The sequence below is a fragment of the Mycetocola sp. genome (assembly GCF_046716805.1).
Taxonomy (GTDB): domain Bacteria; phylum Actinomycetota; class Actinomycetes; order Actinomycetales; family Microbacteriaceae; genus Mycetocola_A.
In genome coordinates this window covers 1-17656 of sequence record NZ_JBKJWH010000165.1, presented here as the reverse complement: position 1 = coordinate 17656, position 17656 = coordinate 1, and the positions used below count along the sequence as shown (strand labels likewise).

Annotated in this window: 18 protein-coding genes; 16 read left to right on the top strand and 2 right to left on the bottom strand. The window is 66.2% G+C overall.

Annotated elements, in window-relative coordinates; translation table 11 throughout:
* The first annotated feature begins 276 nt into the window (after positions 1-276).
* From ACLQ62_RS13535 to dapF, 10 genes are all read left to right on the top strand, one after another.
* Complete coding sequence (locus ACLQ62_RS13535) at positions 277-3117, top strand: DNA translocase FtsK 4TM domain-containing protein (RefSeq protein WP_411722160.1); 2841 nt, start codon at positions 277-279, stop codon at positions 3115-3117.
* Positions 3118-3120: 3 nt separating this feature from the next.
* Positions 3121-3708, top strand: coding sequence for a CDP-diacylglycerol--glycerol-3-phosphate 3-phosphatidyltransferase (gene pgsA, locus ACLQ62_RS13530; protein ID WP_411722159.1), 588 nt, complete (start codon positions 3121-3123; stop codon positions 3706-3708).
* On the top strand, positions 3705-4226 hold the full coding sequence (locus ACLQ62_RS13525) for a CinA family protein (protein ID WP_411722158.1): 522 nt from the start codon (positions 3705-3707) through the stop codon (positions 4224-4226). Before pgsA ends, ACLQ62_RS13525 begins: the two co-directional genes overlap by 4 nt.
* 179 nt (positions 4227-4405) lie before the next feature.
* Positions 4406-4714 carry a helix-turn-helix domain-containing protein gene (locus ACLQ62_RS13520; RefSeq protein ID WP_297359156.1) on the top strand — a complete coding sequence of 103 codons (309 nt, stop codon included), beginning with the start codon at positions 4406-4408 and terminating at the stop codon, positions 4712-4714.
* A gap of 92 nt (positions 4715-4806) precedes the next feature.
* Positions 4807-5031, top strand: a complete 225-nt coding sequence (locus ACLQ62_RS13515) for a DUF3046 domain-containing protein (RefSeq protein ID WP_411722157.1) — start codon at positions 4807-4809, stop codon at positions 5029-5031.
* Between the two features lie 380 nt (positions 5032-5411).
* A complete protein-coding gene (recA, locus tag ACLQ62_RS13510; protein WP_411722156.1) occupies positions 5412-6509 on the top strand; it encodes a recombinase RecA in 1098 nt (365 codons plus the stop codon).
* Positions 6510-6518: 9 nt separating this feature from the next.
* Complete coding sequence (locus tag ACLQ62_RS13505; protein ID WP_411722155.1) at positions 6519-7163, top strand: regulatory protein RecX; 645 nt, start codon at positions 6519-6521, stop codon at positions 7161-7163.
* A gap of 156 nt (positions 7164-7319) precedes the next feature.
* Positions 7320-8918, top strand: coding sequence for a tRNA (N6-isopentenyl adenosine(37)-C2)-methylthiotransferase MiaB (miaB, locus tag ACLQ62_RS13500; RefSeq protein ID WP_411722154.1), 1599 nt, complete (start codon positions 7320-7322; stop codon positions 8916-8918).
* Between the two features lie 17 nt (positions 8919-8935).
* A complete protein-coding gene (gene miaA, locus ACLQ62_RS13495) occupies positions 8936-9844 on the top strand; it encodes a tRNA (adenosine(37)-N6)-dimethylallyltransferase MiaA (protein WP_411722153.1) in 909 nt (302 codons plus the stop codon).
* Positions 9845-9909: 65 nt separating this feature from the next.
* Positions 9910-10791, top strand: coding sequence for a diaminopimelate epimerase (dapF, locus tag ACLQ62_RS13490; protein WP_411722152.1), 882 nt, complete (start codon positions 9910-9912; stop codon positions 10789-10791).
* Between the two features lie 2 nt (positions 10792-10793).
* On the opposite strand, the gene ACLQ62_RS13485 is transcribed toward dapF, so the two are convergent.
* On the bottom strand, positions 10794-11408 hold the full coding sequence (locus tag ACLQ62_RS13485) for a class I SAM-dependent methyltransferase (RefSeq protein ID WP_411722151.1): 615 nt from the start codon (positions 11406-11408) through the stop codon (positions 10794-10796).
* Positions 11409-11449: 41 nt separating this feature from the next.
* Between ACLQ62_RS13485 and hflX the strand changes: the two genes are divergently transcribed.
* Positions 11450-12988: a GTPase HflX gene (gene hflX / locus ACLQ62_RS13480; protein ID WP_411722150.1), complete on the top strand. Its 1539-nt coding sequence runs from the start codon at positions 11450-11452 to the stop codon at positions 12986-12988.
* Between the two features lie 9 nt (positions 12989-12997).
* On the opposite strand, the gene lexA is transcribed toward hflX, so the two are convergent.
* Positions 12998-13729 carry a transcriptional repressor LexA gene (gene lexA / locus ACLQ62_RS13475; protein ID WP_411722149.1) on the bottom strand — a complete coding sequence of 244 codons (732 nt, stop codon included), beginning with the start codon at positions 13727-13729 and terminating at the stop codon, positions 12998-13000.
* Between the two features lie 270 nt (positions 13730-13999).
* Here lexA and ACLQ62_RS13470 point away from each other — a divergent pair, with 270 nt between their 5' ends.
* The 5 genes from ACLQ62_RS13470 (at position 14000) to priA (ending at position 17622) form a co-directional block, all read left to right on the top strand.
* A complete protein-coding gene (locus ACLQ62_RS13470) occupies positions 14000-14425 on the top strand; it encodes a LysM peptidoglycan-binding domain-containing protein (RefSeq protein WP_411722148.1) in 426 nt (141 codons plus the stop codon).
* Between the two features lie 67 nt (positions 14426-14492).
* Positions 14493-15575, top strand: a complete 1083-nt coding sequence (locus ACLQ62_RS13465) for a histidinol-phosphate transaminase (RefSeq protein WP_411722147.1) — start codon at positions 14493-14495, stop codon at positions 15573-15575.
* The gene (hisB, locus tag ACLQ62_RS13460) at positions 15572-16180 is read left to right on the top strand and encodes an imidazoleglycerol-phosphate dehydratase HisB (protein WP_411722146.1); all 609 of its coding nucleotides are present in this window, start codon (positions 15572-15574) and stop codon (positions 16178-16180) included. The genes ACLQ62_RS13465 and hisB overlap by 4 nt, the downstream gene beginning before the upstream one ends.
* Positions 16177-16827 (top strand): imidazole glycerol phosphate synthase subunit HisH, encoded by a 651-nt coding sequence (gene hisH / locus ACLQ62_RS13455; protein WP_411722145.1) that lies wholly within the window; start codon positions 16177-16179, stop codon positions 16825-16827. The genes hisB and hisH overlap by 4 nt, the downstream gene beginning before the upstream one ends.
* A 48-nt stretch (positions 16828-16875) precedes the next feature.
* A complete protein-coding gene (priA, locus tag ACLQ62_RS13450) occupies positions 16876-17622 on the top strand; it encodes a bifunctional 1-(5-phosphoribosyl)-5-((5-phosphoribosylamino)methylideneamino)imidazole-4-carboxamide isomerase/phosphoribosylanthranilate isomerase PriA (protein WP_411722144.1) in 747 nt (248 codons plus the stop codon).
* Positions 17623-17656: the final 34 nt, after the last annotated feature.

Sequence of the window (17656 nt, the reverse complement as noted above, 5' to 3'; positions counted from 1 at the left end):
GTCGTCGCCACTGTGGTCGGCGCTCTCGCCGGTTTGATCCCCGCCGTCATCGCCGTCAGGGTGAAGGTCATCGACGCCATCCGGTATTAGCGCGCCGACGGTGTTACCCGGCGGAAACACGGGTCACGTAGCATCCGTTCCTGGACCGGTTCATTCTCCGTGAGGCGACGGGCAGCGTGCGCTTCTCGCCGCAGTGCTCGCGCAGGCCCGGGCGGCGGATGGGACAGGCCCGCGTCAATGCGGGGCAAAGCACCCTCGGAGAAGTACCGTGGAACCATGGCTACGACCAGCAAATCGTCCAGCCGCGGTCGGAGCACGCCGGCACGCGGTGGATCAGCGAGCACCGGCAAGGCGCCCGCGAAGGCAGCGCCGGCGAAGGCAGCGCCTGCGAAGAACGCGACGGCCAAAACCACCAAACTTCCGACCGCCAAGACGGTTGCGTACCCCGCCGAGTCGACCGAGAACGTCTTCGTCAAGATGTGGATGGGACTCGCCCACCTCGCCGGCGGCACCGCCCGCGCCTTCGGCCCCGAACGATTCGCCAAGGAAGAACGCCGCGACGGCGTCCCTTTTCTCATCCTCCTGCTCGCTGTCGTCGGCATGGCGGTGCAGTGGTTCGGCGTCAACAACGATCTCGCCCAGAACCTCAACGCCTTCACCTTCGGCGGTATCTTCGGTCGACTCGCGTTCGCACTCCCCGTCGTCATGCTGCTGCTGGCCATCTGGCTGTTCCGCCACCCGAGCTCTGTCAACGACAACGGCAGGATCGGGATCGGCCTCATCCTGGCGCTCGTCGCTACCGCCGGGCTGTGCCATGCCTTCGGCGGCCAGCCAAGCCCCAGTGAGGGGATGCCCGCCCTCGCGGTCGCCGGCGGACTCGTCGGCTGGATCGTCGGAGCCCCTCTGGTCGCCCTGATCACCCAGGTCGGCGCCGCCATCGTCCTTTCCCTCCTGCTCCTGCTCAGCCTGTTCATCATCACCAAGACGCCGCCGAACAAGGTCGGCAGTCGGCTCCGCGAGCTCTACGCGTGGACCTTCGGCACCGAACTTCCTTCTGAGGAAGAACGCGAGGCGGCCAGGCTCGAACGGACGAAGCAGGTCGAACTGGACGGCGTCGACGGCGACGACGAGGAGTCCGACGACTCGCTGCCCTGGTGGCGACGCAACAAGAGCCAGCGTGAGATCGACCCGGCATTCGACTCCCCGCTCGAGACCGACGACGTCACCCAGCTCCTCGGCGGCCCGAGTCGCGGGAACGGGGAGTTCGACTCCGCCCTCGAAGGCCAGGACCTCGACATGTTCGGCAACCCGATCGAGGACGACGATGAAGCGATGACCGAGATCATCGGCGACCTCTCGGCGGCGGAAGCCGCACTCGGCACCTTCGAGGGCTCCCCGACGTCCGGGCTGCACGATGACGGTCCGGACGGCCAGACCGAGGCGCTGCCCGGCATGGAAGGCCTCGGCCTGATGGACGACACCAGCCCGCAACGGATGGCGCGCCCCGCGGCTCCGGCGGCACCATACCGCCTGCCCTCCGCCGCCACCCTGGGTGCAGGTGACCCGGCGAAGACCCGGTCGGCTGCGAACGATGTCGTCGTCGCGGCCGTCACCAGCGTCCTCGAGCAGTTCAAGGTCGACGCCAGGGTCACCGGGTTCTCCCGCGGCCCGACGGTCACCCAGTACGAGATCGAGGTCGGCCCAGGAGTCAAGGTCGAGCGCATCACCGCCCTGACCAACAACATCGCCTACGCCGTCGCCTCCAACGAGGTCCGCATTCTCGCGCCGATCCCGGGCAAAAGCGCGATCGGCGTCGAGATCCCGAACACCGACCGTGAAATCGTCACCCTCGGAGACGTCCTCCGCTCGGCGAACGCCACCAAGAGCGTCCACCCGATGACCATCGGCGTCGGCAAGGATGTCGGTGGTGGATTCGTCGTCGCCAACCTTGCGAAGATGCCCCACCTCCTCGTCGCCGGTTCGACCGGCTCCGGAAAGTCGAGCTTCATCAACTCGATGATCACGAGCCTGCTCATGCGCGCCAAGCCGAGCGACGTGCGGATGGTCCTGATCGACCCCAAGCGCGTCGAGTTGACGTCGTACGCCGGGGTGCCACACCTCATCACCCCCATCATCACCAACCCGAAGAAAGCGGCCGAAGCGCTGCAGTGGGTGGTGAAGGAGATGGACATGCGGTACGACGACCTCGCCAGCTTCGGTTTCCGCCACATCGACGACTTCAACAAGGCCGTCGTCAACGATGAGATCGTCCTCCCCGCAGGCAGCGAACGCCGACTCAAGCCGTACCCGTACCTCCTCGTCGTCGTCGATGAGCTCGCCGACCTGATGATGGTCGCTCCCCGTGACGTCGAGGACTCGATCGTCCGCATCACGCAGCTCGCGCGAGCATCCGGCATCCACCTCGTCCTCGCCACCCAGCGGCCGTCGGTCGACGTCGTGACCGGGCTGATCAAGGCGAACGTGCCGTCGAGACTCGCCTTCGCGGTGACCAGCGTCACCGACTCCCGTGTCATCCTCGACCAGCCCGGCGCCGACAAGCTCATCGGGCAGGGCGACGGGCTGTTCCTGCCGATGGGAACGAACAAGGCCATCCGCGTGCAGGGTGCCTGGGTCTCCGAAGCCGAGATCGAGAAGGTCGTCAAACACGTCACCCAGCAGGCGCGACCCGAATACCGCAAGGACGTTGCGGCGATCACCGAGCGGAAAGAGGTCGACGCCGACATCGGAGACGACCTCGAGCTTCTCCTCGCCGCAACGGAGCTTGTCGTCGGCACCCAGTTCGGATCGACATCGATGCTGCAGCGGAAGCTTCGGGTCGGTTTCGCGAAGGCCGGCCGCCTGATGGACCTGATGGAGTCCCGGGAGATCGTCGGCCCATCAGAGGGGTCGAAGGCGCGGGATGTGCTCGTGACCGCCGAGCAACTGCCAGGGCTTCTCGCGAAGCTCAAGGGGGAGGACGGTCCCGCCTTCGCCCCGCCGGAGTCAGCGCCGGACGAGCGTTACGACGGGGACAAGGTCGAAGAACAGTTCGCCGGTTACGATGAGGTGGAAGGCAAATCCGACGAGGACGCCTGGCACCTCACCGGCAAGGACTAGATCATGGCTCTTCCCAGCGCCGCCCACTCCCGCTCGGCCAACCTGAACGTGCCGAACGCCATCACTGTCGTGCGCATCCTTCTCGCCCCGGTCTTCATCTGGATGCTGCTGACCGACGACGGGGCGGATGGCACCCTCCGCTGGGCCGCAGCCGGACTGTTCATCCTCGCCATCGCCACCGACGGCATCGACGGTGCCATCGCCCGCAAGCACGGCCTCGTGACCGAGCTGGGGAAGCTTCTCGACCCCATCGCCGACAAGATCCTCACCGGGGGTGCACTCGTTGCTCTGTCCATCCTCGGCGAACTGCCCTGGTGGGTGACGATCGCCGTCCTCGTCCGTGAGATCGGCATCACCGTGCACCGGATGATCGTGGCGACGGACCATGTCGTGGCCGCCGCCTGGATGGGCAAGCTCAAGACCCTCGCGCAGGCGATCGCCATCTCCATCGCGCTCACCCCGCTGTACCTCGTGGTCGGCGACTGGATCTTCTGGGTCAACGGCGTTCTCATGACCCTCGCCGTGCTCCTCACCATCGCCAGCGGGCTCGACTATGTCCTCACCGCGTTGAAAGCATCTCGACGGCCATGAGCGTGGCTGGCGGGCGCGAGGCGGATCGGACAGCCGCGTTGATCCGTCACCTCACCGCGCGCGGACTGACCGTCGTTGTGGCCGAGTCGCTGACCGGCGGACTGCTGGCGGCCGAACTGATCCGACCGGCCGGAGCCTCCGCTGTCGTGCGCGGGGGAGTGGTCGCGTATGCGACCGCTGTGAAGGGGGCGGTGCTCGGCGTCGACACGGCACTGCTCGCCGAACACGGAGCGGTGCACCCGCTCGTCGCCGAGCAGATGGCGGCAGGAGTGCGTCGCGTGCTCAGCGTCGATGGGCGCGACGCCGACATCGGGATTTCGACGACCGGAGTCGCCGGGCCTGAACCGCAGGACGGCAAGCAACCGGGAACCGTGTTCCTCGGGCTGTCGATGGCCGGCGGCACCCGTTCTCTCGGCCTCACCCTGACCGGCGACAGGGACGCGATCCGACGTGACACCGTTACCGCGGCGATCGACTACCTCATCGGGATCACCGGTGCGGTCACGAGCGATTCCTGAGCATCCGAAAACTGTTCCTGAGTGACGGAATATCAGGAAACATCCCTTCGTTGCATCGAACAGACTCACAAGAAAAGATCAGTCAGCGACACTAGGGTTTGTGCATGGATCGGTGTAGTAAAGTAGCCATCCACAGACTTACCGGCGGTGAGACTGACCGGCAGAGAAGGAGGGGTCAAATGATACTTGTTCGTCAAGAAATCGGCGACGTGCTTCGTGACTTCCGGCTGCAAAAAGGGCGGACTCTTCGCCAGGTTGCAAGCAAGGCGAGCGTGGCCCTCGGCTACCTCAGCGAAGTCGAGCGCGGACAGAAAGAGGCATCGAGCGAAATCCTCGCCTCTGTCGCCGAAGCGCTGGAAACACCCATCTCCGTGATCATGCGCGAGGTCGGAGACCGCCTCGCGGTACTCGAAAACATCGAACCCATCCCCGACACCGTCCCCGACTCGTTCGTCGCAGAACTGGACGCCAACCTCGTCAGCCGGTGAAGATTCGCTGACAGGCCGCTCCTTCCGAAATACCCCGAAGCACAAGTGCTTCGGGGTATTTCGTTCTCTGCACGGCCGTTACGCTTGACTCCGTGAAACTGAGCGAGTTCAGAACGGCGATGACCACCGAGTTCGGTGGCGCCTACAGCCGTGTGCTCGCCAACGACCTCGTGCTGCGTGAGCTCGGCGGCCGTACCGCCAATGAGGCGCTGGCCGCAGGAGTGTCGCCCCGGACCGTCTGGCTCGCCATCTGCCGCGAAACGGATGTCCCTGAGGAGCGCCGCCACGGAGCCGGCGTCCCTCCTCCCCGCGCCTAGCGCCCGCGCTGCGCCCTCACCCGGCGTTGTGCGCACCCTCAACAGGGTGTCCCGTCGGAAACCGCGCGCCTGCCCCGGTTGAGCGTCGACGTCGTTCGGTTTGTCCTGTTGAGCGTGCTCCCAGCGACTCTCGGCGAAATTGACTTCGACACGCCGACACCCGGCTCTCGAACATCTGTTCGGTTTGAGTTAGGCTCCTTCACAAGAGCCTTTTGGGATCGTTTTGCCCACTGATTTCCTCCCCCAGACATCAATGTCAGGGGTGCACAATACAGTCGACAACGTTCCTGAATCCCGCTCCCAGCCTTGTCACAGCACCGGACTTTCCCGGGCGCGACAGCCTACAGGCGCACCGATATCGACAGAGAAAGAGGCATGACATGCCATCACCAGCAGACCGCGAGAAGTCCCTCGAGACCGCCCTCGCACAGATCGACCGCCAGTTCGGCAAAGGTTCAGTCATGCGTCTCGGCAGCGACGAGCGTGCCCCTGTCGCCGTCATCCCCACCGGCTCGATCGCGCTCGATGTCGCTCTCGGTGTCGGAGGGCTCCCGCGCGGCCGGATCGTTGAGATCTATGGTCCTGAGTCCTCCGGTAAGACCACTCTGACCCTCCACGCCATCGCCAACGCGCAGAAGGCCGGCGGCATCGCCGCGTTCATCGACGCGGAGCACGCTCTCGATCCCGAGTACGCGAAGAAGCTCGGCGTCGACATCGACGCGCTGCTCGTCTCCCAGCCAGACACCGGTGAGCAGGCGCTCGAGATCGCCGACATGCTCGTCCGCTCCGGGTCGATCGACCTCATCGTGATCGACTCGGTGGCTGCGCTCGTGCCCCGCGCCGAAATCGAGGGTGAGATGGGTGACTCCCACGTCGGACTCCAGGCCCGGCTCATGTCCCAGGCACTGCGCAAGCTCACCGGTGGGCTCAGCCAGACGAACACCACCATGATCTTCATCAACCAGCTGCGCGAGAAGATCGGTGTGTTCTTCGGCAGCCCGGAGACCACCGCTGGTGGAAAGGCGCTGAAGTTCTACGCGTCGGTGCGACTCGACATCCGCCGGATCGAGACGCTGAAAGATGGCACGGATGCCGTCGGAAACCGCACGCGCGTCAAGGTCGTCAAGAACAAGATGGCGCCGCCGTTCAAGCAGGCCGAGTTCGACATCCTCTACGGCACCGGCATCTCCCGTGAAGGCAGCCTCATCGACTTCGGTGTCGAGCACCTCATCGTCAAGAAGTCCGGCTCCTGGTATACCTACGACGGCGAACAGCTGGGCCAGGGCAAGGAGAACTCCCGGAACTTCCTGCTGACGAATCCCGATATCGCCAACGAGATCGAGCACAAGATCAAGGTCAAGCTCGGCGTCGGTGGGGCCGTCGCAGCACCCGAGAAGGCCGCTGAACCACCGGCCGGTAAGACCACCGCGGCCGCCAAGACAGCAGCAGACCAGCTCGCCGCCCGGCGCGGCGCCTAGGGGCGGCACATGGTCCGATTCATCGATCCGAACGAGAACGACCCGTCCGATGACGAGTCGAGCGACAGCGCGGCTGCCGAAGGCGGTGACAAACTCGCGACGGTGTCCTACCTGCCCGGAGCGACAGCTCACCGGGAGTTCGCCGAGGTGACGCCGGAGGTTGATCCGGAGTCCGTCGAGGCGGCGCTCGTGAAGAAGCTCGCTCGGCGTGCACTCAGCGAGTCCGAAATCCTGTCATATGGCATGGGCGAAGGGCTGACCGCCCACCAGGCGAACTCCGTCCTCGACCACCTGCGCGATCTGGGCTACGTCGACGACCGGGTACTCGCCGAGCAGCTGAAGCACGCATTGTACGAGCGTAAAGGACAGAGCAAGTCGGTCGTCGCCCGGGCGATGTCAGGCCGATCGATCGACCGAGAGATCATCGATGAGGTGCTCGACGACATCGACTCCGGTGATGAACTCGCTGCGGCTACCGAGCTCGCGGCGAAGCGTGCATCACAGCTGACCGGGCTTGACAAGCAAACGCTCGAACGGCGGCTGGTTGGGTTCCTCGCTCGCCGAGGCTACCCGGGCACCATCGTCCGTGAGGCCATCGCGCCGCTCCTCACCGGGCGTTCGAACTCGGCATCGTCGACCGTGCGGTTCCGCTGAGTTCCGAGAACAACCACAGACCCGACCCGGCTTGTGCCTGCCACCAGCGTGGCCGACACAAGCCGGTCGTGTTCGGTCGAGGCATGTGTCCGAGGCACCCGTGAACACCCGCATTCGTCGCCCGGTTCGGCCGTGCGAACGTAGACTGGGACGATCATGAGCACGCTGCAGGAAACGCCCACCGTCATCACGCCGTCAGCCGCGGCTCTCGACGGGTCCGGGCGGGCACGAACCTACGACGTCCGCACCTACGGTTGCCAGATGACCGGCCACGACTCCGAGCGGCTCGGCGGATCGCTCGACGCCGCGGGGTACGTCAAGGCCGTCGGGGTTGAACCGGACGTCGTCGTCATCAACACCTGCGCCGTCCGCGAGAACGCGGACAACAAGCTGTACGGCAACCTCGGCTATCTGGCATCCGTGAAGAAGCGTCACCAGGGCATGCAGATCGCCGTCGGCGGTTGCCTCGCCCAGAAGGACAAGAACGTCATCCTTGAGAAGGCGCCGTGGGTCGACGTGGTGTTCGGCACCCACAACATGGGGTCGCTGCCCAGCCTGCTCGAACGCGCGCGCCACAACGACGAGGCGCAGATCGAGATCCTCGACTCCCTCGAAACCTTCCCCTCAACCCTGCCCACCAAGCGCGAATCGACCTACAGCGGCTGGGTCTCCATCTCGGTCGGCTGCAACAACACCTGCACCTTCTGCATCGTCCCGGCGCTCCGCGGCAAGGAGAAGGACCGCCGTCCAGGAGAAGTCCTCGCCGAGATCCAGGCCCTCGTCGACGATGGGGCGATCGAGGTCACCCTCCTCGGCCAGAACGTCAACTCCTACGGCGTCGAGTTCGGAGACCGGCAGGCTTTCAGCAAGCTCCTCCGCGCCGCTGGCGAGATCCGGGGACTGGAGCGCATCCGCTTCACCAGCCCGCACCCTGCCGCGTTCACCGACGATGTGATCGACGCCATGGCGGAGACCGCCAATGTGATGCCTCAGTTGCACATGCCGTTGCAGTCCGGGTCCGACCGGATACTCAAGGCCATGCGGCGGTCGTACCGCAGCGAGAAATTCCTCGGCATCCTCGACCGGGTGCGCGCACGGATGCCGCACGCGGCGATCTCCACAGACATCATCGTCGGCTTCCCGGGGGAGACCGAGGAGGACTTCCAGGAGACCCTTCGAGTGGTCGAAGCCGCCCGCTTCGCGACAGCCTTCACCTTCCAGTACTCCATTCGGCCGGGCACTCCCGCCGCGACCATGCCGGACCAGGTCCCCAAGGCGACCGTCCAGGAGCGCTATGAGCGCCTCACAGCGCTGCAGGATCGGATCAGCCTCGAAGAGAACCAGGCCGTCGTCGGCCGAGAGGTGCAGCTGCTCGTCGCCGTCGGCGAGGGCAAGAAAGACTCGGCCACGCACCGGATGTCCGGTCGCGCGGAGGACTCCCGGCTCGTGCACTTCGACGTGCCCGCAGGGTCCGAGATCCCACGCCCGGGCGACGTCGTCACCGTGCGCGTCAGCCAGGCCGCCCCGTTCTACCTGATCGCTGACACCGCGGACGGGCAGCCGCTCCGGGTGCGTCGCACGTCGGCGGGGGACGCCTGGGACCGAGCCCAGACCGAGTCGTGTGGTGTGCCGGCGACGGCTGCTGCGACACCTGGCCGGGTCTCGCTCGGGCTGCCGTCGCTGAGGGTCGGCCCGCCGGCATCCGTCCCGGGCGCCACCACCCCGATCTACGATCAGCTGGACGGTCAACGCTGAATCCCGCACCGGCCGACGTGATCTGCATCATCGGCCCGACCGGCACCGGCAAATCAGAACTGTCGCTCAACCTGGCCGAGCGTCTTGCCGCTGCAGGTCCGCCCGCTGAAATCATCAACGCAGACGCCATGCAGCTGTACCGCGGCATGGACATCGGCACCGCCAAGCTCCCTCGGGCCGACCGTCGCGGCATCCCGCACCACCTGCTTGACGTGCTCGATGTCACCACCGAATCGACCGTCGCGCAATACCAGGCGGATGCTCGCGCCGCCGTCGAGGACATCGTCGACCGTGGGGCAACTCCGATCCTCGTGGGAGGGTCAGGCCTCTACGTCGCGAGCGTGCTCTACGACTTCCAGTTCCCGGCATCCGACAAGGCGATCCGCGCCCGGCTCGAGTCGGAACTCGAAACGGAGGGCGCCGGTGTCCTGTACCGCCGTCTCGCCGCTCTCGATCCCGCCATCGCGTCGAGAATCGGTTCGCAGAACACCCGCCGCCTCGTCCGTGCGCTCGAGGTGGCCGAGATCACAGGGTCGCCGGTCGCCGGAATGCTGCCCGAGGAGCCGGTGTACTGGCGTCCCACCCGGATCGTCGGGCTCCGCGCCCCGCGCGAGGAACTCGTCGCCCGGCTCGACGAACGTGTCCGCGGGATGTGGCGGGACGGCCTCCTCGACGAGGTCCGCGAGCTCGTGCCGCAGGGGCTGGAACGCGGCGTTACAGCGTCCAGGGCCATCGGCTACGCCCAGGCCCTGCAGCAGCTCGCCGGCACCGCAACAGAGGCGGCGGCGATCGAGCAGACGCAACAGCTGACCCGCAGGTACGCGCGCAGGCAAATGAGCTGGTTCCGGCGTTACGCCGACATCGTCTGGCTGGACTACGACGATCCCGCGCTCGTGAACGCCGCCGAGGCATCCGTCACCGGCTGACCCGCCGGACCCCGCGCGCGTCGATTCGCCACGAAGCACAACGGCGCGAACCGTAGACTTGACCCATGGCATTCACGCTCCCGTTCACCAAGGGTCACGGCACCGGCAATGACTTCGTCCTCTACGCTGACCCGGACGGCGCCCAGCCGCTGACCGCCGAACAGATCACAGCGATCTGCGACCGGCACTTCGGAGTCGGAGCAGACGGCGTGATCCGCGCCGTGCGCTCCGCGAACCTCGACGCCGGAGCGGCCGCCCTCGCTGAAGACGAGAACGCGGAGTGGTTCATGGACTACCACAACGCGGACGGATCGATCGCGGAGATGTGCGGCAACGGCATCCGCGTCTTCGTCCGATACCTGCTCGATCAGGGCCTCGTGACCCTGGAGTCCGGCGACACCCTCCCGATCGGCACGCGGGCCGGGGTGCGTGACGTTCAGAGGTCCACGAACGGGTTCCAGGTCGACCTGGGCCGGTGGATGCTCGACGGTGGGGAGCCGCTGGTGCGGGCCAAGGAACTCAAGGTGGCCCGCCCCGGGCTCGGGATCAACGTGGGAAACCCGCACGTGGTCGTCGCCCTTGCCGACGAGACGGAACTGGCGTCGGCAGATCTCAGCTACGTGCCGCGGATCGAGCCGGAGCCCATCGACGGCGCCAACGTCGAATTCGTCGTTCCGCACGACCCGCTGATCACCGACGGCGTCGGCCGCATCACCATGCGGGTGCACGAACGCGGCAGCGGTGAAACACTCTCCTGTGGCACCGGCGTCGCCGCGGCAGCGCTGGCGACCCGGCACTGGGCCGGATCGGCAGCACCGAATCAGTGGCGGGTCGACGTGCCGGGCGGCACGCTCGGGGTGCGGATGTTCGCTACCCAGGACGGCGAGCACGTCGGCTTGAGTGGCGCCGCAGAACTCGTCTACACCGGAACCCTCGAACTGGGCTGACCTCAGTCGTCGTGCCGGGCGGCACGCAATACGCGGTAGCCCTTGCTGATCGCCTCACGGGTCACATCGAAGTCGTCGGCAAGCTGTTCCTGCAGCCAGCGGTGCAGGCTGTCCGCGCCAAGGTTTTTCTGGACGACGAGCCAGGCGTCCGAGCCGGGGGCGAGCCGGGGGAGCCACTGCTGGAGCATCTCGTGCAACGCCTGCTTGCCGATCCGGATCGGTGGGTTCGACCAGATCGAGTCGAAGGTGAGGTCGGCAGGGACCTGGTCGGGGAGGACGGCGCGCACATTCGTCAGGCCGAGTTTCGCCGCGTTGACCCGCACCAGTTCGAGCGAGCGTTCGTTGACGTCGACAGCCCACACCGTGGCATCCGGCGACGCGAAAGCGATGGTGAATGCGATCGGCCCCCAACCGCAGCCCAGGTCGAGGATGTTGCCTGTCGCTGGGGGACGGGGGGTCTCGCTGAGGAGGACCTGGGTGCCCTGGTCGATGCGGCCCGGGCTGAAGATGCCGTTGGCCGTGGTCAGTTCCCGCTCGGCGCCGGCGAGGTGCACTGTGACCGTCCGCAGCTTGAGTTCGGTGCCAGGCACCCCGGTGAAATAATGATCGCTGGCCATACCCGAACGTTACTCGACCGTACGCGTTAGGGTTAACTTTGATGACTGCTTCAAGCGATACTTCAGAACGTCCAGACGGCGACGACGCCGTCACCCGCGTGCTTCGGAACGCGGAAACCCGCGCGTCCGGGTACTCCCTCTTCGGCGCGGGAAAGGCCGAAGCGCTCGATACCGGAACCGCATTCGACCCGGCCGGCGACGGCGGTCACGACGGCGAGCAACTGGATCGCGAGGATCGCCAGGCGCTTCGACGCGTGGCGGGGCTGTCGACCGAGCTCGAAGACGTCACCGAGGTCGAATACCGGCAGCTTCGCATCGAGAACGTCGTGCTCATCGGTATTTACTCGCAAGGGTCGCTGCAGGATGCCGAGAACTCGATCCGTGAGCTCGCCGCCCTCGCTGAGACGGCCGGCGCCGTGGTGCTGGACGGCATGCTCCAGCGCCGCCCGACCCCCGACCCCAGCACCTACCTCGGCAAAGGCAAGGCGGAGGAACTGCGCGGGATCGTCGCCTCCCTCGGCGCCGACACCGTGATCGCCGACACAGAACTGGCGCCCAGCCAGCGCCGTGCCCTCGAGGATGTTGTGAAGGTGAAGGTCATCGACCGCACCGCCGTCATCCTTGACATCTTCAGCCAGCACGCCAAGAGCCGTGAGGGCAAGGCGCAGGTCGAACTCGCGCAGCTTGAGTACCTCCTGCCGCGGCTTCGCGGCTGGGGTGACTCGATGTCCCGCCAGGCCGGTGGCCAGGTCGGTGGAGCCGGAGCCGGCATGGGATCCCGCGGACCAGGTGAGACGAAGATCGAACTCGATCGCCGGCGCATTCACACCCGGATGGCGAAACTCCGCAAGCAGATCAAGGGGTTCGGTCCCGCGCGTGAAGCCAAGCGCGCCAACCGCCACCGCTTCGAGGTTCCGTCCGTCGCCATCGCCGGCTACACGAACGCCGGCAAGTCGAGCCTTCTCAACCGGATCACCAAAGCCGGGGTGCTCGTCGAGAACTCCCTCTTCGCCACCCTCGACGCGACCGTCCGCCGCACCCAGACCGAGGACGGCCGGCTGTACACGATCTCTGACACGGTCGGTTTCGTCAGGAACCTGCCGCACCAGCTCGTCGAAGCGTTCCGGTCGACGCTGGAAGAAGTCGGCGAAGCGGATGTCATCGTGCACGTCGTCGACGGATCGCACCCCGACCCTGCTGCCCAGTTGATGACTGTCCGCGACGTCATCGGCGATGTCGGTGCCCGGAACATCCCGGAACTCGTGGTCTTCAACAAGAGTGACCTCGTGAACGAAGACGACCGTCTGCTGCTGCGTGGCCTCGAGCCGAACGCCATCTTCGCCTCGGCACGAACCGGCGAGGGCATCGACGAAATTCTGGCCGCCCTCGGCGACCTTCTGCCGAGCCCCTCCGTCGAACTCGACCTGCTTGTGCCGTATGACCGCGGCGACGTGATCTCGATGCTGCACCGGCGCGGACGCGTCGACCACCTCGACTACCTCGAGGAAGGCACCCACGTGCGCGCGATGGCGTCGGAAGAACTCGCCGCGCAGGTCGCGGAGTTCGCCCGGCAGTCCTGATCGGTTCGATCAGACCGAGCGCAGCACCGCCACGATCTTGCCGAGCACGTCGGCTTCGTCGCCGAGGATCGGTTCGAAGCTCGAGTTGCGAGGCAGAAGCCAGGTGTGGCCGTCACGCTGGCGGAACACCTTGACGGTCGCTTCACCGTCGAGCATGGCAGCGACGATGTCGCCGTTTTCTGCGGTCTGCTGCTGACGGACGACCACCCAGTCGCCGTCACAGATCGCCGCGTCGATCATCGATTCGCCCGACACCTTCAGCATGAAGAGGTCGCCCTTGCCGACGAGCTGGCGGGGGAGTGGGAAGACCTCTTCGACCTGCTGGTCGGCGGTGATCGGCACGCCGGCAGCGATCCGCCCGACGAGCGGCACCATGGCGGCGTCACCGACCGGTGTCGTGTTCTCGAAATCGGCTTCGGATGACGGCGACGGCAGGTCGATGAGGATTTCGAGCGCACGAGGCCGGTTCGGGTCCCGGCGCAGGTAGCCGCTCAGCTCAAGCTGGTTCAGCTGGTGCGTGACGCTGGACAGGGAGGCGAGGCCGACCGCGTCGCCGATTTCGCGCATGCTCGGCGGGTACCCACGAGAACTCACCGAGCGCTGGATCACATCCAGGATCGACAGCTGCTTCTCGCTGAGGCTCTTGCGTCGCCTCGTTGTCGGCTTGTCGGCGAGAACCCGCTGGGGTTTCGCGCCAGCGGACCCAGCCGTTCCAGCGGCATCCCTCTTGTTGAGCGTCATGTCACTCCCGTCTGGCGGGCGGCGCCGGCCAATGTCAGTGGTCGCTGGTTGGGTATCAACCAGTAGCAAAACTCTAGTCTCGGCACCGCCCAGCGCCAAACATTCGTTCGAGTGTGTCGGGAAATTATTTTGCAAAAGTACGAACACCTACTTGAATGTTCGAACAATCGAATATATATTCGGAACACAGCTTCGTATCGGGCTCCCCCGGAGTCGGATACGAACACTCCGAAGCACCGCACCGCACCGTCAGCACGCAGGAGACACACCATGAGCACAGCAGTCATCACACCGATCCGCCCGGCACTCTCGTCCCGCCAGGCGGCGATGCGGCCGTCGCCCGTTGTGCCGCCACGCCCCGCAGTCTCGTCGAAGCAGCCGAGCGGTCGCCTTCGGCTCACGCGCCGCGGCCGTGTGGTCTTCACCTCGCTGGCTGCCGCTCCGCTGGTTGCGGTGGCCGCCTGGCTGGGCGTCAATGCACTTCCGGCGGTTGCCACATCGAGCGCGAGTTCCGTCGTCTTCGAGTACGCCACGATCGAGTCCGGTCAGTCGCTGTGGCAGCTGGCGACGAGTGTTGCCCCTGACGCTGATCCTCGTGACGTCATCGCCGACCTCATGCGCCTCAACCAGCTCGACACCTCAACGGTCTCGCCCGGGCAGCGCATCGCCATTCCTGCGCAGTACTCCGGCAACTGAAGCGGCCACGAGCCCTCCACCTCGCTCCGCGAACCGAGGCGGCGACCGCCGTCGGTAAACTTACCGAGTGAGTTCTCTCGAGTCCCTGCCCATCCGCGACGACCTTCGCGGCAAGACGCCCTACGGGGCTCCCCAGAAGACCGTCCCGGTGGCGCTCAATGTCAACGAGAACACGCATCCCATCCCTGAGGTCGTCGCCCGCGACATCGTGGCCGCCCTCGCGACTGCTGTTCTCGGTGCCAACCGTTACCCCGACCGCGAGTTCAGCGGACTACGCGACAGCCTCGCCGGGTATCTCGGGCACGGACTCAGCCGCGACAACATCTGGGCGGCCAACGGATCCAACGAGGTCCTCCAGCAGGTGCTGCAGGCTTTCGGCGGCCCCGGACGCACACTCCTCGGCTTCACCCCCACCTATTCGATGTATTCGCTGCTCGCCTCCGGAACGGGCACCACCTGGGTCGCCGCGGACCGAGACGCAGAGTACGAGCTGTCGCCGGCCACGGCTGCGGCGGCGGTGGCCAAGGCCCAGCCGGACATCGTGTTCCTGTGCTCACCGAACAACCCAACGGGTACGCCCCTCGCGCTCGACACGATCAAAGCGGTCTATGACGCGACCGACGGCGTCGTCGTCGTGGACGAGGCGTACGTCGAGTTCGCGCCGCACGACATCCCGAGTGCGTTGACACTGCTTCCTGGACGGGAGCGGCTACTGATTTCCCGCACCATGAGCAAGGCGTTCGCCTTCGCCGGGATCCGGGTCGGATACCTCGCAGCGGATCCTGCGGTGACGGATGCCCTCCGCCTGGTCCGGCTGCCGTACCACCTCTCCGCCCTCACCCAGGCGGCGGCGACGGCTGCTCTCGCGCACAGCGACGCCATGCTCGCCATGGTCGACGACATCCGCGTCCAGCGTGATCGGATCACGGCAGGGTTGACCGGACTCGGCTTCCACACCTACCGCAGCCACAGCAATTTTGTGCTGTTCGGGGGAGTGGAGAACCCGCACGCACTGTTCGAGGCTTTGCTGGAGCGCGGCATCCTGATCCGCGACATCGGTCTCCCTGGTCAGCTGCGCGTCACCGCAGGCACGGAAGCGGAGACGACAGCGTTCCTCGAGGCGATGGCCGCGATAGGCTCGAAACCATGAGCACGCCACAGCGCACCGCCCGCATCCAGCGCGAGACGAGCGAATCCAGCATCGACTTGTCGATCAACCTCGACGGCACGGGCACGAGCGACATCGACACGACCGTCCCGTTCTACGATCACCTGCTGACGGCGTTCGCGAAGCACTCGCTCACCGACCTCACCGTGCGAGCCAAGGGTGACACCGAGATCGATGTCCACCACACCGTGGAGGACATCGGCATCGCGCTCGGCCAGGCGATCAGAGAGGCACTCGGTACCAAGTCGGGCATCTCCCGGTATGGTGACGCCCTCGTCCCCCTCGACGAAGCCCTCGTGCAGGCCGTCGTCGACATCTCCGGCCGGCCGTACCTCGTGCACTCGGGTGAGCCAGCCGGTTTCGAGTTCCACCTGATCGGTGGCCACTTCACCGGGTCGATGATCCGCCACGTGTTCGAGGCGATCACGTACAACGCAGCCCTCACCGTGCACGTGCGGGTTCTCGGCGGCCGCGACCCGCACCACATCGCCGAGGCAGAGTTCAAGGCTTTCGCCCGCGCGTTCCGGCAGGCGAAAGCTCTCGACCCTGAAGTGACGGGGATCCCCTCGACGAAGGGCTTGCTGTGACCGGAGAGTTTTCACCGAACGTCGTCGTCCTCGACTACGGAAGCGGCAACGTCCACTCCGCCGTCAAAGCGCTCGAAGCCGCAGGAGCAACGGTTGAGCTCACCGGGAATCGTGCGCGCGCGCTGGAAGCCGACGGCCTCGTCGTGCCCGGCGTCGGCGCGTTCAGCGCGGTGATGGAGCAGCTCAACAAGAACCGGATCGCCGAGATCATCGACCGCCGCCTCGCCGGGGGTCGCAAGGTGCTCGGCATCTGCGTCGGAATGCAGGTCCTTTTCGAACACGGCGTGGAACGCGGCATCGATACCGAAGGTCTCGGTGAGTGGCCTGGTGCCGTCACCGAACTGGACTCCCCGGTGCTCCCGCACATGGGCTGGAACACCGTGGAGGCTCCGGAGCAGTCCGTACTCTTCGCCGGACTCCACGACGAACGGTTTTACTTCGTTCACTCATACGCGGCGCAGCACTGGACGCTCGAGGCGACGCACCCGCTCCCCGAGCCCCGCGTGACCTGGTCTGAGCACGGCACCCGTTTCATCGCCGCCGTCGAGAACGGCCCGCTTTCCGCCACCCAGTTCCACCCCGAGAAGTCGGGGGAGGCCGGCATCCGGCTTCTGAGGAACTGGATCGGCACCCTCACAACCGACTGACGAACGCCATGCGGCACACTGCTGCCGCGCCCGAAACCAAGGACAACAATGAGTGAGTTCAACACGACCCCGAAGCTTGTGCTGCTTCCCGCGGTCGATGTCGCCGACGGAAAAGCCGTTCGGCTGACCCAGGGCGAAGCTGGTACCGAAACCAACTACGGCGACCCGGTCGATGCCGCCGCCGACTGGGCAGCTCAGGGCGCGGAGTGGATCCACCTTGTCGACCTTGACGCAGCCTTCGACCGCGGCAACAATGCCGGTGTCATCCGCAAGGTCATCAAGCAGGTCCGCGGTGTGAACGTGGAGCTGTCCGGTGGCATCCGCGACGACGCATCGCTCGAGGCGGCACTCGCCACCGGAGCCAAGCGCATCAACCTCGGCACCGCAGCGCTCGAGAACCCCGAGTGGGCAGCCAACGTCATCGGTCAGTACGGCGAGGCCGTCGCTGTCGGCCTCGACGTCCGCGGCACGACGCTCGCAGCACGCGGCTGGACCCGTGAAGGCGGCGACCTGTGGACGGTCATCGACCGGCTCGAGCAGGCCGGCTGCGCGCGATACGTGGTCACTGACGTGACCAAGGACGGCACCCTGCAGGGCCCCAACGTGGATCTTCTCCGTCAGGTGCTGGCACGTACGAACCGCCCAGTCGTCGCCTCCGGTGGCGTGTCCAGCCTCGACGACCTCGTCGCGCTGCGCTCGCTCGTTCCGCTCGGTCTGGAGGGTGCCATCGTCGGCAAGGCGCTCTACGCGGGTGCCTTCACGCTCGCTGAGGCGCTGGATGTCGCATCCGACTAACTCCGCGGACTCTGCCGGCCAGCCATGGCAGGGC